This is a genomic window from Enterobacter sp. SCRI0065 (assembly GCF_059766475.1).
Genome location: NZ_JCBAJB010000001.1, coordinates 252179 through 271431, shown reverse-complemented (window position 1 = coordinate 271431; position 19253 = coordinate 252179). Strand labels below are relative to the sequence as shown.

General features: G+C 53.6%; 16 protein-coding genes. 6 read left to right on the top strand and 10 right to left on the bottom strand.

Features of this window, described 5'->3' with window-relative positions; translation table 11 throughout:
* The first annotated feature begins 51 nt into the window (after nucleotides 1-51).
* Nucleotides 52-1296: a mechanosensitive ion channel family protein gene (locus AC6EMZ_RS01295; protein ID WP_498400584.1), complete on the top strand. Its 1245-nt coding sequence runs from the start codon at nucleotides 52-54 to the stop codon at nucleotides 1294-1296.
* A gap of 3 nt (nucleotides 1297-1299) precedes the next feature.
* Here AC6EMZ_RS01295 and AC6EMZ_RS01290 read toward each other — a convergent pair whose 3' ends face one another.
* The 4 genes from AC6EMZ_RS01290 to AC6EMZ_RS01275 form a co-directional block, all read right to left on the bottom strand.
* Nucleotides 1300-2271 carry a LacI family DNA-binding transcriptional regulator gene (locus tag AC6EMZ_RS01290; RefSeq protein ID WP_498400583.1) on the bottom strand — a complete coding sequence of 324 codons (972 nt, stop codon included), beginning with the start codon at nucleotides 2269-2271 and terminating at the stop codon, nucleotides 1300-1302.
* A 74-nt stretch (nucleotides 2272-2345) separates the two neighbouring features.
* Nucleotides 2346-3488 (bottom strand): Gfo/Idh/MocA family protein, encoded by a 1143-nt coding sequence (locus AC6EMZ_RS01285; protein WP_498400581.1) that lies wholly within the window; start codon nucleotides 3486-3488, stop codon nucleotides 2346-2348.
* Nucleotides 3481-4506, bottom strand: coding sequence for a sugar phosphate isomerase/epimerase family protein (locus AC6EMZ_RS01280; protein WP_498400579.1), 1026 nt, complete (start codon nucleotides 4504-4506; stop codon nucleotides 3481-3483). Before AC6EMZ_RS01280 ends, AC6EMZ_RS01285 begins: the two co-directional genes overlap by 8 nt.
* Before the next feature lie 15 nt (nucleotides 4507-4521).
* A complete protein-coding gene (locus AC6EMZ_RS01275; RefSeq protein WP_498400577.1) occupies nucleotides 4522-5760 on the bottom strand; it encodes an MFS transporter in 1239 nt (412 codons plus the stop codon).
* A 214-nt stretch (nucleotides 5761-5974) separates the two neighbouring features.
* On the opposite strand from AC6EMZ_RS01275, the gene AC6EMZ_RS01270 reads away from it, so the two are divergent.
* On the top strand, nucleotides 5975-6337 hold the full coding sequence (locus AC6EMZ_RS01270) for a type II toxin-antitoxin system RelE/ParE family toxin (RefSeq protein ID WP_498400576.1): 363 nt from the start codon (nucleotides 5975-5977) through the stop codon (nucleotides 6335-6337).
* Nucleotides 6325-6624 (top strand): helix-turn-helix domain-containing protein, encoded by a 300-nt coding sequence (locus AC6EMZ_RS01265; RefSeq protein WP_498400574.1) that lies wholly within the window; start codon nucleotides 6325-6327, stop codon nucleotides 6622-6624. Before AC6EMZ_RS01270 ends, AC6EMZ_RS01265 begins: the two co-directional genes overlap by 13 nt.
* A gap of 69 nt (nucleotides 6625-6693) precedes the next feature.
* Here the strand turns inward: AC6EMZ_RS01265 and pheP are convergent, their stop codons facing one another.
* The 5 genes from pheP to AC6EMZ_RS01240 form a co-directional block, all read right to left on the bottom strand.
* Nucleotides 6694-8082, bottom strand: a complete 1389-nt coding sequence (pheP, locus tag AC6EMZ_RS01260; protein WP_498400572.1) for a phenylalanine transporter — start codon at nucleotides 8080-8082, stop codon at nucleotides 6694-6696.
* Nucleotides 8083-8201: 119 nt separating this feature from the next.
* Nucleotides 8202-10388 (bottom strand): TonB-dependent receptor, encoded by a 2187-nt coding sequence (locus AC6EMZ_RS01255; protein WP_498400570.1) that lies wholly within the window; start codon nucleotides 10386-10388, stop codon nucleotides 8202-8204.
* 53 nt (nucleotides 10389-10441) lie between these two features.
* On the bottom strand, nucleotides 10442-11521 hold the full coding sequence (locus AC6EMZ_RS01250; protein WP_498400568.1) for a YncE family protein: 1080 nt from the start codon (nucleotides 11519-11521) through the stop codon (nucleotides 10442-10444).
* Nucleotides 11522-11806: 285 nt separating this feature from the next.
* Nucleotides 11807-12271: a YqeJ family protein gene (locus tag AC6EMZ_RS01245; protein ID WP_498400567.1), complete on the bottom strand. Its 465-nt coding sequence runs from the start codon at nucleotides 12269-12271 to the stop codon at nucleotides 11807-11809.
* The gene (locus tag AC6EMZ_RS01240; RefSeq protein WP_498400565.1) at nucleotides 12261-13064 is read right to left on the bottom strand and encodes a winged helix-turn-helix domain-containing protein; all 804 of its coding nucleotides are present in this window, start codon (nucleotides 13062-13064) and stop codon (nucleotides 12261-12263) included. The genes AC6EMZ_RS01245 and AC6EMZ_RS01240 overlap by 11 nt, the downstream gene beginning before the upstream one ends.
* A 532-nt stretch (nucleotides 13065-13596) precedes the next feature.
* On the opposite strand from AC6EMZ_RS01240, the gene AC6EMZ_RS01235 reads away from it, so the two are divergent.
* From AC6EMZ_RS01235 to AC6EMZ_RS01225, 3 genes are all read left to right on the top strand, one after another.
* Entirely contained in the window at nucleotides 13597-14037 is a 441-nt protein-coding gene (locus AC6EMZ_RS01235; protein WP_498400564.1) for a winged helix-turn-helix domain-containing protein, read from the top strand.
* Between the two features lie 136 nt (nucleotides 14038-14173).
* Nucleotides 14174-16111 carry a methyl-accepting chemotaxis protein gene (locus AC6EMZ_RS01230; RefSeq protein WP_498400563.1) on the top strand — a complete coding sequence of 646 codons (1938 nt, stop codon included), beginning with the start codon at nucleotides 14174-14176 and terminating at the stop codon, nucleotides 16109-16111.
* Nucleotides 16112-16272: 161 nt separating this feature from the next.
* Nucleotides 16273-17025, top strand: a complete 753-nt coding sequence (locus AC6EMZ_RS01225; RefSeq protein WP_498400562.1) for an EAL domain-containing protein — start codon at nucleotides 16273-16275, stop codon at nucleotides 17023-17025.
* Between the two features lie 33 nt (nucleotides 17026-17058).
* Here AC6EMZ_RS01225 and fhuE read toward each other — a convergent pair whose 3' ends face one another.
* On the bottom strand, nucleotides 17059-19227 hold the full coding sequence (fhuE, locus tag AC6EMZ_RS01220; protein WP_498400561.1) for a ferric-rhodotorulic acid/ferric-coprogen receptor FhuE: 2169 nt from the start codon (nucleotides 19225-19227) through the stop codon (nucleotides 17059-17061).
* Nucleotides 19228-19253: the final 26 nt, after the last annotated feature.

The following is a 19253-nucleotide window of genomic DNA, read 5'->3' as shown; positions in this document are numbered from 1 at the left end:
ATAATGAATCCGCAGCCGTCATCATGAGGCTGCATCAATACAGGAGACGTTATGCAGGAATTAATTGCTCAGGTTGAAGAGTTAGGGATTGAAATTAATCACACCACCTCGTTGGTGATTATCTTCGGTATTATTTTTCTTACCGCCATTGTCGTGCATCTTATTTTGCACAAGGTGGTGCTGCGCATCTTTGAAAAACGCGCGCAGGCCAGCAGCCATTTGTGGCTGCAAATCATCACCCAAAACAAACTGTTTCACCGTCTGGCCTTTACCCTCCAGGGGATTATCGTTAACGTCCAGGCGGTTCTGTGGCTGCAAAAAGGCAGCGAAGCGGCGGATATGCTCACCACCTGCGCCAAGCTGTGGGTGATGGTGTATGCCCTGCTGTCCTTCTTCTCGCTATTGGACGTGATTTTTAATCTGTCGCAAAAGCTCGCCACCGCGTCTCAGCTTCCGCTCAAAGGAATATTCCAGGGCGTTAAACTGGTCAGCGCCATTCTGGTCGGCATACTGATTATCTCCCTGCTGATTGGGCAGTCTCCGGCCATTTTGATTAGCGGCCTTGGCGCGATGGCCGCGGTACTCATGCTGGTGTTTAAAGACCCGATACTGGGATTAGTGGCCGGAATACAGCTCTCCGCCAACGATATGCTCAAGCTCGGCGACTGGCTGGAGATGCCGAAATACGGTGCCAACGGCACCGTGACGGATATCGGCCTGACCACCGTTAAGGTCAGCAATTTTGATAACACCATCACCACCATTCCCACCTGGGCGCTGGTGTCTGACGCGTTTATTAACTGGAGCGGCATGTCGGCCTCCGGCGGGCGTCGCATTAAGCGCAGCCTGAATATCGATACCACCAGCATTCATTTTCTTGATGAGCAGGAACAGCAGCAGCTGATTCAGGCAAAACTACTGAAACCTTATATGGCGGCTCGCCATGAAGAAATTAATCTGTGGAATCAGGAAAACGGTGAAGGTGAGTCGGTATTAAACCTGCGCAAGATGACCAATATTGGCACCTTCCGCGCGTACCTTAATGAATATCTGCGCAATCATCCACGTATTCGCAAAGATATGACCTTAATGGTTCGCCAGCTCGCGCCGGATAACAACGGCCTGCCGATTGAAATCTATGCGTTTACCAATACGGTCGTGTGGGCAGAATATGAAAATATTCAGGCCGACATCTTCGACCATATTTATGCGGTAGTGGAAGAGTTCGGCCTGCGTATTCATCAGTCACCCACCGGGAACGATATTCGCTCGCTGGCGGGGGCATTCACGCAATAAGCATCAGGTACTGGCGCGGGCCACAAAGCGCCAGTCCATCATCACCCTTTCCGTGGGCGCATCCGGGTTGTCGATTTTGTTCAGCAGCAGTTCGACCGCCTTGCGCCCGATATCCCGCGACGGCTGTTGGATTGTCGTCAGGGCAATCATCTCGGCAAGCTCCGTGCCGTCGAATCCAACCACCGCAATATCCTGCGGCACGCGCAGTCCCGCCTGCTGAATGGCGCGCATCGCACCTGCCGCCAGGGTATCCGACACCGCAAACACCGCATCCGGCGGGTTCTCTTTCAACAGCTTTTCCATCGCTGCCGTGCCCGCGCCGGAGCTAAGATCGCTGGCGTATTCCACCACCTGATAGTCCAGACTGCGCAGATGCAGCACGCTTTTATAGCCGCGCTCGCGCAGGCGAGCATATTTGTAGCTGAGATCGTGGTTAATCAGCGCAATGCGCTGGCGTCCACTATCTGCCAGCTGGCTGACCACGTGCTGGGACGCATCGACATCGTTAATCCCGACGCAGGAAACCGACCCGGCATCGGCATATTCGGCACACTGTACCCACGGTGCATTACCGATAAGCGCGGAGAGTTCCGGGAGTTTTGAGAAGGCATCCATGGTGATAATGCCATCGACGATTTTGCCGGAGAGCAGGCTCAAGCCCGAACGGGAGCGTGCAATATCGGAGCCGGAATTGCAAAGCAGGATGCGATAACCGCTTTTCTCGGCTTCTTCTTCGATGCCTTTTACCACTTCGGCACAGAACGGGTTGGCAATGTTAGAGACCATCACCAGCACCATATAACTGCGGGCGGTGCGCAGCTGGCGCGCCAGCAGGTTGGGCTGATAGTTGCTCTCTTTAATCGCCTGCAAAACGCGCTCGCGGTTTTTCGCTTTGACTGTGTCGCTGTTATTGAGCACACGCGACACCGTCGCCACCGACACCCCGGCCAGCTGAGCGATTTTCTGAATTGACATAACGACGACACATCCTGCGGTTAGCATTTTATGCAGGCTACCATAAATTTGTGCCCGGCGAACCGGGCAACACGTTATCGCTCCACGCTGACCCAGCGCTGCTGCTGATGGCTTTTCACAATCGCATCAATGATATACATCACGTTCGCTCCATCGTGGAAAGTGGCAAACAGCGGACTTTCGGGCATCGTGCCCGCCTGCACGGCGCGGTAGAACTGCGCCATCATGTTTTTAAACGCATCCGGCCAGCCTTCGATGTGCCCACCGGGGAAGTAGGCGCTGTCGGCGGCGTCGCGGTTCATCAGACCCGGATCGTCAGATAACGTCTGATTCGCCTGCGCGCGATGGCCAATCCACAACTGCTGAGGCACTTCCTGATCCCACGCAACGGACTTATCGCTGCCGTTGATTTCAAAGCTGAGGCGGTTTTTACGTCCAGCGCTAACCTGCGAGACGCTGAAGCTGCCCTTGCTGCCGTCGTCAAAGCGGAACAGCACCGAGCCGAAGTCTTCAGTGGTGACCAACTTATCCTCGTACTGCGCGTGTTGCTCCTGAGCAAACGTCTGATTGCCCTTCACACTGGATTTGCGCGTCGGCCAGATGATAGAGAGATCGGCCATCACCTCGACAATCCTGCGTCCGGTAACGAACTGTACCGTGTCACACCAGTGCGATCCGATATCCGCCACCGCTCGTGAGGCCCCGCCTAGCGCGGCATCCACACGCCAGTTGTAGTCAGTTTCCAGTAACATCCAGTCCTGTAAATAGCTGCCATGGGAGGCAAACAAGCGCCCGATGCTGCCCTCGCGCATCATGCTGGCCGCCTGGCGCACCATCGCAAACTGGCGATAGACAAAGCTCACGCCGTGGACAACGCCGGCTTGTTCTGCCAGCGCAACCAGCTCGCGCGCCTCTTCCGGCGTCATGCACAGTGGTTTTTCGGAGAAGACGTGTTTCCCCGCTTGCAGGATCTGGCGGTTGATTTGCGCATGCAGATGGTTAGGCGTGCAGTTGTGAACCACGTGTAAATCCGGGTGCGCGAGCAGTTCCTGTACGCTGCCGTAGGCGTGCGGCACGTTCAACGCCTGCGCTTTTTCTTGCGCCTGCTCAAGCGTGCCGTCGCACAATGCGACCACCTGCACAAAGCCCAGTCGCCTCAGCGCCTCAATGTGCGCCGGGCCAATAAACCCGCTGCCGATAATCCCAACATTAATCATCGGTACCTCCTGCGGCAAAATCGTCAAACGCGCGGGACGACACCGGAATAATATGGCGGCGGATAAACTCGCTGCCTTCGCTCGCGCCCGTGTCGCCGTCCTTCATGCAGCATTCCCACTCCAGCACTGCCCAGCCCTCAAAATCGTACTGGGTGAGCTTGCTGAAAATGCCTTTGAAATCGATCTGCCCATCGCCCAGCGATCGGAACCGCCCGGCGCGGTTGATCCACGGCTGATAGCCGCCGTACACGCCGCTGCGCCCGTTGGGCAAAAACTCGGCGTCCTTAACGTGGAACGCTTTGATACGCGAATGAAAGATGTCGATAAACGACAGATAATCCATCTGCTGCAAGAGCATGTGGCTGGGATCGTAGAGAATATTGCAGCGCGGATGGTTATCGACCAGCGCCAGAAAACGCTCAAACGTCACGCCATCGTGCAGATCTTCGCCCGGGTGCAGCTCGAAGCACAGGTCAACGCCGTGCTGATCAAAGACGTCCAGGATTGGCCGCCAGCGGTTTGCCAGTTCCTGAAATGCGTCCTGAAAACGCTGTTCGTTGTGCGGTGGCCACGGGTAGAAATACGGCCACGCCAGCGAACCGGAGAAGGTGGCGTGAGCGCTCAGTCCCAGCTTCGCCGACGCCGCTGCCGCCTGCTTCAACTTTTCTGTCGCCCATGCCTGGCGCGCGGCATCATTACCGCGCACCGCAGCCGGGGCAAAGTGGTCGAACGCTTCGCCGTAAACCGGGTTGACCGCCACCAGCTGTCCTTCCAGATGCGTGGACAGCTCGCTGATGACCAGCCCGTACTCCGCCAGCCTGCCGGTCACGTCATCGCAATAGGCCTGGCTTGTAGCGGCCTGTTCCAGATCGAAAATCTGAGGATGATTGCAGGGAATTTGCAGCGCTTTGTAGCCCTTTCCCGCCGCCCAGCCCGCCAGCCCATCGAGCGAGTTAAACGGGGCTTGCCCGCCGATAAACTGCGTCAGAAAAATGCCCGGTCCCTTAATCGTTCTCATACCACCTCCAAAAAATTACGCCTTGTCATCGTCATACTTGAACGAGAAAAGGAAAATCAGTGCGATAACGGCAGCGGCCACCGCCGGGATCCACCAGAATGTCACCCACGCCTGTGGCACAGTTTGGCCCGCGACCAGGCTGTTATACAGTGCGCCGGAAATCTGCGAGCCGAGCAGCATGCCGATGCCATAGGTGAACATCACGATCATGCTCTGCGCCTGGCCTTTGACCTTTTCGCCCGCCACGCGGTCGGTGTAGATAAAGCCGACAACAAAGAAGAAGTCATAGCACACGCCGTGCAGCAGGATGCCGAGATAGAGCAGGAAGCGCCCTTCCTCGCTCACGCCCAGCGCAAAGAAGGCGTAACGCACAAACCACGCCAGCATGCCGATCAGCAGCATGTATTTCACGCCCAGGCGGCGGAACAGCAACGGGATCACCAGCATAAAGACGATTTCGGACATCTGCCCGAACGACATCGCGGTGCTGACGTCTGCAATACCCGCATCCGCCAGGTAAGAGGCGGTATAGGCGTAATAGGTGCCCAACGGCACGGAAATCAGCATCGCGCACAGAGAGAAGATAAAGAAGTGACGCGTCTTGAGCAGCGCAAAGGCATCCGCGCAGAACAGATCGCGCACCTGTACCGGCAGCCCTTTCGCCGGCGCTGGCGTGTGCGGCAGCGTCAGGCTGTAGATTGCCAGCAGTACCGAACTGACCGCCGCCACCTGGAAAATGGTCACACTGGAAGAGACCCCGGTGACGCCGATAAAGATCCCGGCAACAATCCAGCCGATGGTGCCAAACACACGCACCACCGGAAAGGTTTTGTCCACGTTGTTCAGGCTGTGAAACGCGATGTTGTTGGTCAGCGCCAGCGTCGGCATGTAGCAGAGCGTATAGCCAAACAGCAGGCCAATCAGCAGCGCGCCGTTTTCCGCGATGAGTGCGCCAGGCACAAACCACAGCACCGCCGCACCGGCGAGGTGCATGACCGCCATGACTTTTTGCGAGGGAAAGAACCGGTCGACCAGCATCCCAAGTACGAACGGCGACAGTATTGACGCGATCGGCCCTGCGGAGAACGCATCACCAATCAGCAAAGACATGTTGTGCTGGGTCATCACCAGGCCGAGCGTGACCGACCAGCTACCCCAGATAAAGAATTGCAGAAACATCATCAGCGACAGGCGCGGCACCAGCAGCCGGTGCTGCCCTATCGCCTTTCCACTACTTTCGGTTGTTGACACCATGATAAGCCTCACCCAGAAAAAAAAGTAATCGATTACAAAACGGTTCAAATAAAAAGTAATCGATTACAAAATAAAGATCCCGTGGATCAAATCAGAAATGGGAGGGGGGTCACGATAAAGGAGGGTGATGTATTTTGGTCATAAAGTGCCTCTTGAAATTATAGCCTTTTAGCTATAAATTGATTATAGCTAAAAGGCTATAAAGGAATTCACGATGTGGGTAGTCGAAACGACGGATACGTTTGAAGAATGGTTTCACCGGCAAACGCTGGACTTGAAGGAAGATGTGCTGGCAGCAATGCAAATTCTTGCTGAGTATGGCCCACAGCTTGGGCGGCCCTATGTTGATACCGTAAATGCATCTTCTTATCCGAATATGAAAGAGTTACGGATTCAACATGCAGGCGATCCCGTTAGGGCCTTTTTTGCATTCGATCCTTTACGCAAGGCGATTGTGTTATGCGCTGGCGATAAGACGGGAAAGAATGAAAAAAAATTCTACAAAAACATGATCAAAATGGCTGACGCTGAGTTCAGTCAGCATCTGGAAAGTATGGAGGCCGTATGGCAACGCTAAAAGAACTGATGGCACAACAAAGCGAAGAAAGTCAGGAGCGCATCGCGGCTAAAGTGGAAGACATGCGCCGTGTTATCGCACTTAACCAACTGCGTGAAGAACTTAACATGTCTCAGACTGAGCTAGCCGCTGCAATGGGGGTTAAGCAACCTACCGTAGCAAAAATCGAGCAGCCCGGTAATGACCCTCGCCTTTCGACGTTGAAACGCTACGTCGCCGCGCTTGGCGGGGAATTGAGCATTGACGTCACGTTACCGAATGGAAAACGAATTGCCTTTCAGATTTAGCGGGGTATGTGCGGTCTGATGCCCTCCCCCCGGACCTTACACACCCACAGGGAGAGGGAGAAAACCGTGCTACTTTTTACGCGAAAGCTTAAACGCCACAAACAGGAAGACAATCCACACCGGCAGCAACATGGCTGACAGTCGCATGTCGTCGAGGGTACACATCAGCACCAGGATCATCGCCAGGAAGGCGATGCAGAGGTAGTTACCCGCCGGATAGAGCAGCGCTTTGAACTGTGTTTCGCGTCCTTTGCGACGCATCGCGGCGCGAAATCGCAGGTGTGCCAGGCAGATCATTATCCAGTTCAGCAGCAGCGTTGCTACCACCAGCGCCATCAGCAGGCCAAAGGCTTCTTTCGGTAGCAGGTAGTTAATCAGCACGACGAGTGAAGTGATGCCCCCAGAGAGTATCAGCGAGTTGACCGGCACACCGCGACGACTGACGCGGGTTAAGAACTTCGGCGCGTTACCCTGGACGGACAGCCCAAATAACATGCGACTGTTAGAGTAGACGCCGCTGTTGTACACCGACAGTGAAGCCACCAGAATCACGAAGTTCAGCGCAGACGCCACCAGGTTGCTGTTCATATCGTGGAAAATCATCACGAACGGACTGCTGTCAGATTTCACTTCGACCCACGGATAAAGCGCCAGCAGCACCACCAGCGAACCGATATAAAACAGCAGGATGCGATAGACCACCTGGTTAACCGCTTTCGGGATGCTTTTGTGCGGATCCTGCGCTTCTGCGGCGGTGATGCCGATTAGCTCCAGCCCGCCAAACGAAAACATAATCACCGCCAGCGACATGACAAGGCCCTTCCAGCCCGTTGCCAGGAAGCCGCCGTGCTTCCAAAGATTATCGATATTGGCGCGCTCGCCGCCGTGGCCGGAGAACAGCAGCCACAGGCCAAAGCCGATCATGCCGATAATCGCCAGCACCTTGATCAGCGCAAACCAGAACTCGGTTTCGCCGTACAGGCGCACGTTCACCAGGTTAACGGCGTTAATGATAATGAAGAAGGCTGCGGCCCAGATCCACGTCGGGACATCCGGGAGCCAGTACTGCATATAGATGCCGGCGGCGGTCAGCTCGGCCATGCCTACCAGCACGAACATCACCCAGTAGTTCCAGCCGGAGAGGAAGCCCGCAAACGGTCCCCAGTATTTATAGGCAAAGTGCGCGAACGAGCCTGATACCGGCTCCTCGACGACCATTTCGCCGAGCTGGCGCATGATCAGAAATGCGATAATCCCGGCAATGGCATAGCCCAGCAGTACCGCCGGCCCCGCCATTTGAATGGCAGGCCCGATACCGAGAAACAGCCCGGTACCGATCGCACCGCCCAGGGCAATTAATTGAATATGTCGATTTTGCAAACCACGTTGCAGCGTCGGAATCTGTTCCGATGAGGCTTCAGAAACGCTATTACCTGAAGCGGATGACGCGTCTTTCACGTCCTACCCCTGTCTCTTTTTATTGAAGGGGCACCTTTTAACACTTCGAGTCAGCAGGAGCAAGCTATAGGTCAGCGGAGGGATGGGGGCATCCTTGCCCCTGATAACGAGGATAAAGCTTAGAACTCGTAGCCGACAGAGACTTTAAAGGTGCGCGCTTCGCCCTGGAACACGTAGGTTCCCGAGTCGTCCACGCTTGACCAGTAGTTCTCGTCAGTCACGTTGTCGATGCCCGCACGAACGGTCATCTGGTTTTGATTCTGGTTCACCGCAAAGCGATAGCGCATGCCCAGATCCAGGGTGGTGTAGCTATCGAGCTTTTTAGTATTCGTCAGATTGGCATACTGTGAGCCGGAATGGTTCACGCGCGCGGTGGCGGTCAGGCCGTCGATCGGCTTGATGTCGTATTCGGCACCCAGTACCGCATAGAAGTTCGGCACGCCGACCGCATCGTTGCCCTGGTTCAGGCCGTTGTTGGTTTTGGTCAGCTCCGCCTGCAACCATGTGGCGCTGGCGTTCAGGCGCATCCCCAGCATTGGCTCACCGAACACATTCAGCTCCACGCCGCGGTTACGCTGTTCCGCATCCAGACCGTAGTGTTTGGTCTCTCTGTCGAGGATCGCCGACGGCATTTTGATTTCAAACAACGCAAGAGAACCGCCCACACGACCAAAGTCAGCCTTCACGCCCACTTCGTTTTGTTTGGAGTGAACGATACCGGTGCTCTGCCCGTAGTTGGTCGCGGTGTTTGGCGCGGTTTTACCCGGCTGGAGTGCTTCGGTGTGGTTAGCATAGAGGGAAATTTCATCCCACGGCTTGTACACCACGCCGTAGGTCGGCATCCAGCGGCTACCGTCAAAGCTGTCTGCTGCGTTTTCTACACCGGTGATTTTGTTATAACCACGGATCACCACCTTCTGATGGCGTGCCCCGGCGGTGAACAGCAGTTTGTCATCCAGTACGCCGAGGGTGTCACTCAACAACCAGCCCTGAGTACGCGTGCGACCGCTGGTGAGCGGATCGCTGTAATTGCCGCCCGACCCATTGAAGTTGCTACTGTCAGGCTTCTCCACGCCGTTATTGTGATAGATGTTGGTGACGGGGTTATCGGCCGCCGCCGACATCCTCCACGCGATTTTTTCGTTTTTGGTCTGCGCCGAGTAGCCTACGTTCACCTTGTGTGACACAAAACCGGTATCAAAGTTACCGCGGATCCCCGCCATGCCGCTGACCGAGTCGCTGATACGGTTGGTATCCAGGCGCGTTGCCGTCGCGTTGCCGCTCTTGTCGATTAGCTTCGCACCGCTGTACAGCCCTTCTTCATGGGCATGCTGTGCGCCGAGTCCGGTATAGGCCGTCCAGCTATCGGTGATGTCGTACTCGCTGCGCCACATCCCAAATTCGTTTTCGATATTGCTGTAAGCCCACTTCTGCGAATAGTTACGGTCGTTTTTGGGAGGCTCTGGTACGAAATCCACACCCGAAATATTGACGCCCGTTTCGCTGCCGTGGAAGGTTTTCTTCTGGTAGCCCAGATCGACAGAGGTGCGGAAGTTGTCACCCTGGTAGTCAAGGCCAGTTGAAAGCAGCGTGGTGCGACGACGATCGTTCGCCACCGGCGCTTCGCCTTCACGGTGGACCAGATTAACGCGCGCACCAAACTGGTCGCTATCGCCAAAGCGACGACCCGCATCAAGCGTCGTGCCAATCTGGGAATTGGAGGTGTAGTCTACGCCGACTTTCGCCTGCGGCACGTCGCCCGCGTGTTTCGGTTCGAGGTTGATCATCCCGCCAACGCCGGAGCTGGCCGCGCCGTTCATCAGCGAGTTTGCCCCTTTAAAGATCTCAATGCGATCTACCATTTGTGCGTCCACTACCTGGCGCGGCAGCACGCCGGAGAGGCCGCCAAAGGTCATATCGTCGCCGTCAAATTTCAGGCCACGAATGCGGTAGCTTTCGGCGCTGTTGCCGTAGCCCTGCACGGACTGCACGCCCGCATCATTCGCCACAACATCGGCAATGGTTTTTGCCTGCTGATCTTCAACCAGTTTAGCGGTGTAGCTGATAATGCTGAACGGCACGTCCATCGCATTTTGCTGGCCGAGCATCCCCATACGACCGCCGTTGGCAACTTGCCCATCGAGGAACGCCGGAACCAGTTGATCGCCGCCCGGTTTAAAATCATTCGCCGGGGCTGCCTGGACTACGACGGTCTCTTCTTTTGCCGTTTGCGCAGCAAAGGCGGGATGCATAACCGTGCCGATGGCGAGCGCCAGCAGCGTTTTGTTCATTGTGGTGTTGTTCATGATTAACTCGTTCAAATACGCGCAAAATGGCCCGTTTCCGGGCCTAATCTTTTTTATTTCAGAGCAATACGGACAACGCTGTCCGGCCCGTTAGTCGAGTGGTCTTTATTGAAAGCCTGCTTGACGGTGACGTACAGCGTCTGACCGTCTTCCGACAGCACCATGCTGTTAGGATTAGGCGGCAGATCCCAGGTTTGCTTCACGGCGTACGTGGTAGCATCCAGGCTCAGCAGTTTTCCGCTTTCACGCTGGGTGATGTACAGCTCATTGCGTTTGGCGTTGAATATCACCGCCAGCGAATCGCCCACTTCAAGCTGCTTAATCACTTTGCCGGTGTGGATATCCAGCACCAGCGTGGTTTTCGCCTGGGAGTTATCGGTGACAAACAAACGCCCGGTGGCGCTGTCTTCCGCCATGTTAAGCAGCAGCGCCGGTTTGTCGCCGAGCGGCTTCCAGCGTTTTTCGATGCGGTTGGTACGCGGGTTGATAATCAGAATTTCGCCGCCGCCGTTCGCCACATAAATGCGTCCGGTTTGTTCAGACCACAGCAGGCCAGTCACCCACTGACCGGCGTTTTTGATGGTTTTTTTGAGCTTCAGCGTTTCGGCATCCACCACCCAGACTACGGCAGGATCCGCGACGCCGCCGATGTACAGCAACCCATCATGCAGCAGCACCTGACGTGCGCCGTAAGGGAAGCCTTCTTTATTGCGCTCGGTGAACAGCAGACGATTTTTCACTTTGCCATCGGCGGTGCTAATGGCGCTGATACCGCCGTCCAGCGAGTTAGTGACATAAAGGGTTTGACCATCCGCAGAAATCGCGAGGGCGAAGTTTTTCAGATCCGTATGGCTGCGACCGATAGTTTTCAACGTCGTCGGATCGAGCTTGTAAACTACGCCGCCCTGCACATCTTTAAAGCCTTCGGAGCTGGCGACATACAGTGCGTCACCTTTCGGGCTGAGCACCATTTCGTACAAGCCGTCTGCCAGGTCGCGTTTCACCACGCCCGTTTCAGCCGGTGCGGTGACGGTGGTTTGTGCTTCAGGAGCAGGCTTTGCGGCATGTTGAGCGGCACAGCCGGAAAGAGAGGCAGCCACCAGCAATGCCAGCGCGGACAATTTTTTGGTCATCAGGAACATCCTTTACCGTTCAAAGAGATCAATCAGGCGGGGAACTGCGTCGCATACTGCTGTGCGATTGAGGTTTTGTTTACAGGCTGTGAGGCCAGTGCAGAATCCACCGTAAAACTCAGTGTTCCGTGTGAGATCTGCGCTCACTGTTTATGCGGGAGATGTCCATCTGCGCCCACAAACACTAAAGAGAATGAGAACTATACTCATTATCTATTTGTGATCAAGTGTAAACAGAGGAAACAGGATAAAAGTAGCCGGGAGATTGAAGGGATAAACTTCCCTTCACCCTTTGGCGCAATAAAAAAGAGGCGTGTTGGAATAGCTGAAGAAATAGCCGGCGGAATGTGCTGGCGTTATTTTAATTCGAATACCCCGATCGCGACTGTGGTAAAAATCAGGGATATTCAGGCGATAAGGCTCACTTTTCTTAGGCAGTTCATTGGTATCATTGGAGACCATGATAACGTCTCCCCCTTCCCGCCAGAAGGCAAAGCTAATTTGATTACTGATCGCCATCTGACTCGCGTCGTTTTTCACATATTCCCCGGATGAGCGTAATGTTCCCGCATCCCCCTTAAAGTTATAATTTGTCATAACGTCAACTACGGAATCATCATCCACGATGATCATATGTGCCTCGCAGCGAAAATGATTACGCTGATAATGGCTGTAGCCTGCGAATATCAGCGGAGTGATGATAGCAATCACAATCAGTGACCAGCGCAGCACGGGATGATTAATTCTCATAATACTTCTGCCTGTAAAAAATAGAGTCGCACTGCGCACCGCGCTCGTCAGGATGACGATCGCAGATAAAAACGGAACTGCCTAACTGAGAATGATTAAGCGACATCCAAACCATGCCCCCGGCCTGACACTGAATCGGATATCGCGATGAAAGCGTCATAAATTTAGTAAGGCTTTGCGCTTTATCCTGCCAGGAGGAATAAATTTCGCAGCCGTTACGTTTACCCACGTGCTGATAATTGGCAAATATCGGCTCATCGCTTTGAATAGCACTAAAAAGTACGCCACAGGAAATGAGAAATACAACGGCAGCAATCCAATAGGCAATGCGGGAGCGTAAGGCTGTTTTCTGAGTGACCTCTGACGTCGTTAACCTGGCGCCTTCCAGTTCAGTAGAAACCGCTGGAGAATCTTCATAGATAGCCGTTTTATGCGAAATGACAAACGTCGCCAGCTCACCTGTGCGAACCTGTGCGACAGACTTAAACCCTTCCTTAGGGATCGTTTTAATGATGTTCTCTTCAAGGCCCGCGGATTTCAGCGCCTTACGGATTGAGGCAATCGTCTGATAAAGCGCATTGGTGGTGACGACCGCACCGTGCTTCTCCCACACCGAGGTGAAAAGAAAACGCTGTGTCAGTACCTGTTGGTTGTGTTCGAGGAGCTGAAGCAGGCACTCACTTACCGGCCCGTGAAGCGTTGCCGCTCTGCGCGGATACTCTGCCAACGGTCCGAGGCGACGCAGTTCGGGCTCAAAAATCAGGGTCTCGTTGATAAGATAAACATTCTTCATGACGTACCCATTAGCGATGCAAAAAAATCTGATTCAGAATTTTATTCTTATCTATCAGTGCATTGAAATTTAAGCCATGCTCATCAGTTGATGAAACCGTCCTCCGCGCTCAGTTTATGATTCAGTATAAATCATATAACTTCACTCCTCTTTTTGTCAGGATCTTCTTATCTTTATCGCTATCGCCATCACAACAAGGACGATTCATTATCGGGTGCCGTACGCATCAGCTATTGATGCTGAATTGATCACTAAATTCACGATTTAATGTTGATGAGAAGATAAATCACGCATTTGCAGAATCTAAAACCTTAAAACAATGCAGCTATAGGGTTAAAGACTAAAAATAACGTTTATGTAAAACGAATCACTACGGAACCCGGTTTCATAACCGGTGCCTCATAGTGCACAGTGTTGTGTATTGGAAAGCACTCATCTCAGCCATATAATCCACCTTATAAAGAGTAAGGATTATTTCGCTGTATATCTGTCGACATACACACCAGGGTTTTCTTATCTAGGTATAATAGAGATGAGCTATCGTCTATATGGATTTATGATCGGTGCGGAAATTCATTTCGATATTTCAAATCGAAGGCTGTACCGATTGACGGGTAGCCATACTGATAAAAGCGTTTCCTTTGCATCAATTTATTTTAACGAAACAATGCTTAGATTGTTCTTGTATCTCCTTAAACATGCCAGATCAAAAATAGTCACTAAAGAAGAGTTATTTGAAAAAATCTGGGAGGATCATAACTTAAGTCCTTCAACTCAGCGATTATGGCAAGTCCTCCATAATTTAAACAACAAGCTTAGCTTGCTTGGATTGCCTGAGGATTTTATTCGAAACATTAAAGGGCGAGGTTACATCATTGATTATCCTGATGTGATCCCCGTTTATTACAGAATGAGTGAACTCCCGACTCATTCCGCTAAAAAAGAGGAGAAGACAGATACCCTGGATGAGTGATGTCAATCCAGCGGTTTTGCCCTGAGCACACGGTGCGAGGGGCTTTTTTTTTACCTTATCACGATGAACCCGTATTGCAAAAATGATAGCAAACAAAAGCACTGTTGCTCGGTAAATACCGACACTGGAAGAGTATATGAGCATATTAAACCGCTTTGTGAATTTGAAAATCAGCAAGAAATTATTTTTTGGTTATTCGACCGTCCTGTTAGTCACCCTTACCATTCTCACCACGGGCCTGATGGGGTTACTCAACGTTCAAGATAAAGTTGATAAAAACGGGCATACCACGGACCTGTTTAACGCCCTTTCTGCCGTACGGCTTGGTCGCACCAATTTTCAGTACACGTTAGATCAGAAATACCTGGAACAGACCAACGCGGCAACGGAACGGATGCAGGCCACCGTGGCTAAAATGGATACGTTTACCTGGACCCCGGAGGGTAAAACAGCCCTCGATAACACCACGCGGGCGGTTAACAGCTATGTTGAGACGCTGGCGGCGTTCACAAAATCACTTTCAGCTAAAAAAGACAGCGAGCGCAAGCTGAACACGCAGGGCCTGTGCGATAGCTCCACGGTTGCCGCTTCCCTGAGCCAAAATACTACGCTCGATCTTGCGCATTCGCTGATTGCTTCCGATCTCGCCTTTGTGATGAGCGATATTGATTCGCAGGTATCCACCTTCAAACAGCATCCTTCCGATGAACTTCAGCACAGCATTCTTTCCAGCATCGACAATGGCAAACGTGATGCCGACAGACTGCTCACCGTCGCCACGCAGGAGCACAAAGTGTGGATCCTCGCGAGCATAACTACCATGCAAAGCGTCGCCGCCGAGTTGGATAATTACAAAAGCGTTTGGACTGCCCAGTCAACGCTTTCAGACAGTTTAACCGGCAAGGCCGCAGTGCTCACGCAGGCGATTCAAACCCTGTTTAACATGCAGCAGAAATTGGTTGCCGAGACGGTGGGCGATGTTCAGATGCAGATGGGGATTGTTGCCTCGATAGGTATTGCGCTGGGCGTTCTGCTGGCGATGGGGATTACCTTATCGATTACGCGTCCGCTTAATGAAACGCTGCGCGTCGCCGAGCAGATCGCTAAAGGTGATCTGACCAGCACGCTGTCCAGTACCCGCCGCGACGAGCCGGGGCTGCTGATGCAGGCAGTGGCGACCATGAATGAAAATCTCAAGAACATCATTAATGACGTCCGCGACGGCGTGGATAGCGTAGCGCGATCGTCAACGGAAATCGCCGCAGGCAACATGGACCTCTCCGCACGTACCGAGCAGCAATCCGCAGCGGTGGTGGAAACCGCCGCCAGTATGGAAGAGCTGACGTCGACCGTAGCGCTGAATGCTGAGAACGCCAACCACGCACGCCTGTTGGCGGAAGAAGCCTCACTGAATGCCAACGAGGGTAGCCAGATTTCGAAGAAGGTGATCGACACCATGAAAAACGTGCGCACCAGTTCGCACCGTATTTCTGAGATAACCACCGTCATTAACAGCATCGCCTTCCAGACCAATATTCTGGCGCTGAATGCGGCGGTCGAAGCGGCACGCGCGGGCGATCAGGGTAAAGGCTTTGCGGTGGTCGCCGCCGAAGTCCGTACTCTGGCGCAGCGTAGCGCCCAGTCGGCGAAAGAGATCGAAAATCTGATCCTCGAATCTGTTGGGCATGTGGATACCGGATTTAACCTGGTGGAGGGTGCCGGGGAGGCGATGTCAAAAATCGAGACATCGGTTGCTCAGGTACGCGACATCATGAGCGAAATTGCCGCTGCCACCGACGAACAAAGCCGCGGAATAGCGCAGATTGCTCAGGCGATGGCCGAGATGGATACCACGACGCAGCAAAATGCTGCGCTGGTGGAAGAGTCTTCAGCGGCAGCCAGCTCGCTGGAAGATCAGGCCGTTCAGCTTGAGAAAGTGGTCTCCGTTTTCCGGGTCTCAAAAGAGGCCAATCCGCAGCGCGAGTCCCGGACCCTCGGTAAAAGCAGCATGGTGTCGTTGGCAACCAAAAAACATGCTACGGCCAACAATCATGATGACTGGGTCAAATTCTGACTTCGGCCTGATGATTTAGCCCAACCTCGCCAGGCTTTAGCCTGGCGACAGCGCGACACAAAAAAATGCCTAACACCTATAAAAAGAACACCTTCTTTCCTTCTGCCATAAGCTCGCTTTTGGCTCGCCATTCGTCATGGCGTAAATCAAAGCAGCTGTCCGTGCAGGTTAAAGCCCTACAAACTGCGATTGTTCAACGGCAAATCGTCCCGTTTTATCAGTCCTTTGTGAATGCAGAAACGGGGGCATTAGCCGGAATTGAAGTGCTCGCAAGATGGAAACATCCGCTGTGCGGCTATGTTTCCCCAGACATTTTTATTCCGCTGGCCGAGCAGCATCATCTTATCGTTGCGCTAACGCATTCACTGATGCAGCAGGTGATTTTCGATCTGCAATATCAGATCCACCGTTTCCCGACGGGCATCTATATTTGCATTAATATCAGCGCACAAAATTGCCTCGATCCTGGTTTTGAATCCGATACCTGCGAGCTATTAAAGAAATTTAATGCCAATCAAAGTCAGGTGGTTATAGAGATAACTGAACGGCACCCGTTGCATTTTACCCCTCAGTTGAGCGAGTGGTTTGCCGCACTAAGAAGAGCCAACGTCTCGGTGGCGCTGGATGACTTTGGCACGGGGTATTCAAATTTGTCATACATCTCGGCCCTTAATCCGGAATTCATTAAGATCGATAAAATGTTTGTCAGCCAGATTGGCGTCAGTTCCGATACTCGCCTGGTCGACAGTGTGATTGCGCTGGCAAAGAATATGCACCTAAAAGTGATTGCCGAAGGAGTCGAAACGGAAGCTCAGGTCGCATACCTGCGTGATAAACATATCGATTTCCTACAGGGGTTTTATTTTTCAAAACCGGTTCCGGCGGCCGAGCTGATTAACGCCGTGGTGAGCTAACGATTACCCCCGCGCCAGCGCGGGGGTAGCCGGTTAGAACAGATAGCTCATGCTCACCGACACGCTACGCGGTTCGCCATAGACAGCGGAATCGTCGAGATAAGAGTAATATTCACGATCGAACAGGTTGCTGATATTGGCCTGAACCGCCAGCTGTTTGGTCAGTTGATATTGCGCAAACAGGTCCACCAGCGGATAGCTGCCCTGATACAGACGCTGCGTTTCCCCATCCGGCCCGGTGACATCTTTATACACCCGGTTTTGCCAGTTAACGCCCCCGCCCAATGTCAGCTCCGCAAGCACCGGAAGACGATAGCGGCTGAAGAGTTTAAGCTGCGTTTGCGGCGCATAGCTGTTGAACCGACCCTCGGTATCCCGCGCAACGTAGCGTGTGGCGCTGAAGGTCAGTTGCAGGTTATCGGTCACTGCACCGTTCACCTCAAATTCCGCCCCTTTACTCACCGCCCCTTTTGTTGCGCGATAGGCCTGCTCGCTGGAGCCATTCACAAATTCACCGCTGATGGCTTCTGCTGCGTTTTCTTGTTCAATACGGAACACGGCGAAGTTGGTCGTCAGACGACCGTCCATCCAGTCGGCTTTCAAACCCGTTTCGTAGTTTTTGCCGGTCACCGGAGCGAGCCACGCGCCGTCTTTACTGCGCTTGGTTTGCGGGGCGAAGATTGAGGTGTAACTGGCGTAAGCCGATAAACTCTCGGTAAGGTCATACACTACGCCACCGTAAGGGGTGGTGTTGTATTTACGCATATCGCCGCTGCTGCCATTGGTGCTGTACTGGGTATAACGCGCGCCCAGGATCAGCGACAGCGGGTCGGCAAGCGAGAAACGGGCTGCCGTGTAGACCGATTTTTGACGCACAATATCATCCGCATTTTGATACCAGTCGCCCCACTCCGGCTCGGCCACGCTGCCATCCCAGTGATTATTGAATATACCGAGCTGGTCGCTGTCCATTGGCCCATCTTTACTGAACGTCGCGTTATGCTGGCGACTGTAGCTCGCCCCGGCCATCAGCTGATGCTGACGCCCCAAAAGCGCGAACGGCCCGCTGGCGTAAGAATCGAAAGAGTCCAGCGTGCGTTTTCCGCGATCTTTGCTTCCCCAGCCGCTCGCGCCCTCACCCGTGTCTGCGTCGGGGTTCCCCATCACGTAGAGCAGCGTATCGTTGAACGTTTGTTCGCCGTGGGTGCCGTTGAAGCGGAATGACCAGCCGTTATCCCAGTTATGCGTCAGGTTAGCGAAGACTTTCCGCGATTCAATGTTATACCCGGTCCAGTCTGCTGAGGTGTTCACATTGCGATCGTAATGCGTGCGCGAGCCGTTGCTGTACAGGCTCGGCAACCCACCCCAGGTAGGATTGGCGGTATTGGTTTGTTGGTAGTCCCAGCCGAGTGAAACCGTGGTGTTATCTGTGATATCAGCATCCATCACACCATAGAGGAATTTCTTACGCTTTCCGTAACGGTCCAGCCAGCTGTCTTGATCCTGATAACCGGCGATGACGCGCGCGCGCAGGCTGCCGTCTGCATTCAGCGGCGCAGAAAGATCGGCCACATAACGCTGTTTATTCCAGCTCCCGTAGCTGACGCTAAGATTACCGGCAACGGTTTTGCTGTCGGCACGCTTTCGCACCATATTCACAGAGGCTCCCGGATCGCCCGCGCCCGTCATCAGGCCCGCCGCGCCGCGCACCACTTCGATGCGTTCGTAAATCGCCGTATCTCCCGTCGCGTCGCCGAAGTTCCAGGCATCGCCCATCGATGTCGGGATATCGTCATAAGAGAAGTTGGTGATTTCAAAACCGCGCGAGAAGTAGTTTGAGCGTTCACTGTCAATCTGCTGCGACGAGACGCCCGTTGCGTTTGTCAGCACCTCATCGACGTTTTGCAGATCCTGATCCTGCATGCGCTGCTGCGTGACCACGCTAATGGACTGCGGTATGTCGCGCGGTGCCATCAGCATTTTGGTTCCCGCGCGGGTCGTTTTAACGGTGTAATCTTGCCGCTCGTCCGGGGTGCTTTCGGTCGCACCATAGACCACCAGATCCTGTTCACTGGTGTTCTCAGCCGCCAGCGCAGGATGCGCGACAGCCTGGATTGCCAGCGTCAGGAGCGAAATCGTAAAAGGTTTTTTGAATGCCAATGCGGGTAAAACCCCGCCATTATCCCTGTCATTGAAATACATGAATTTCCCATCCGGAATTGTTTTTG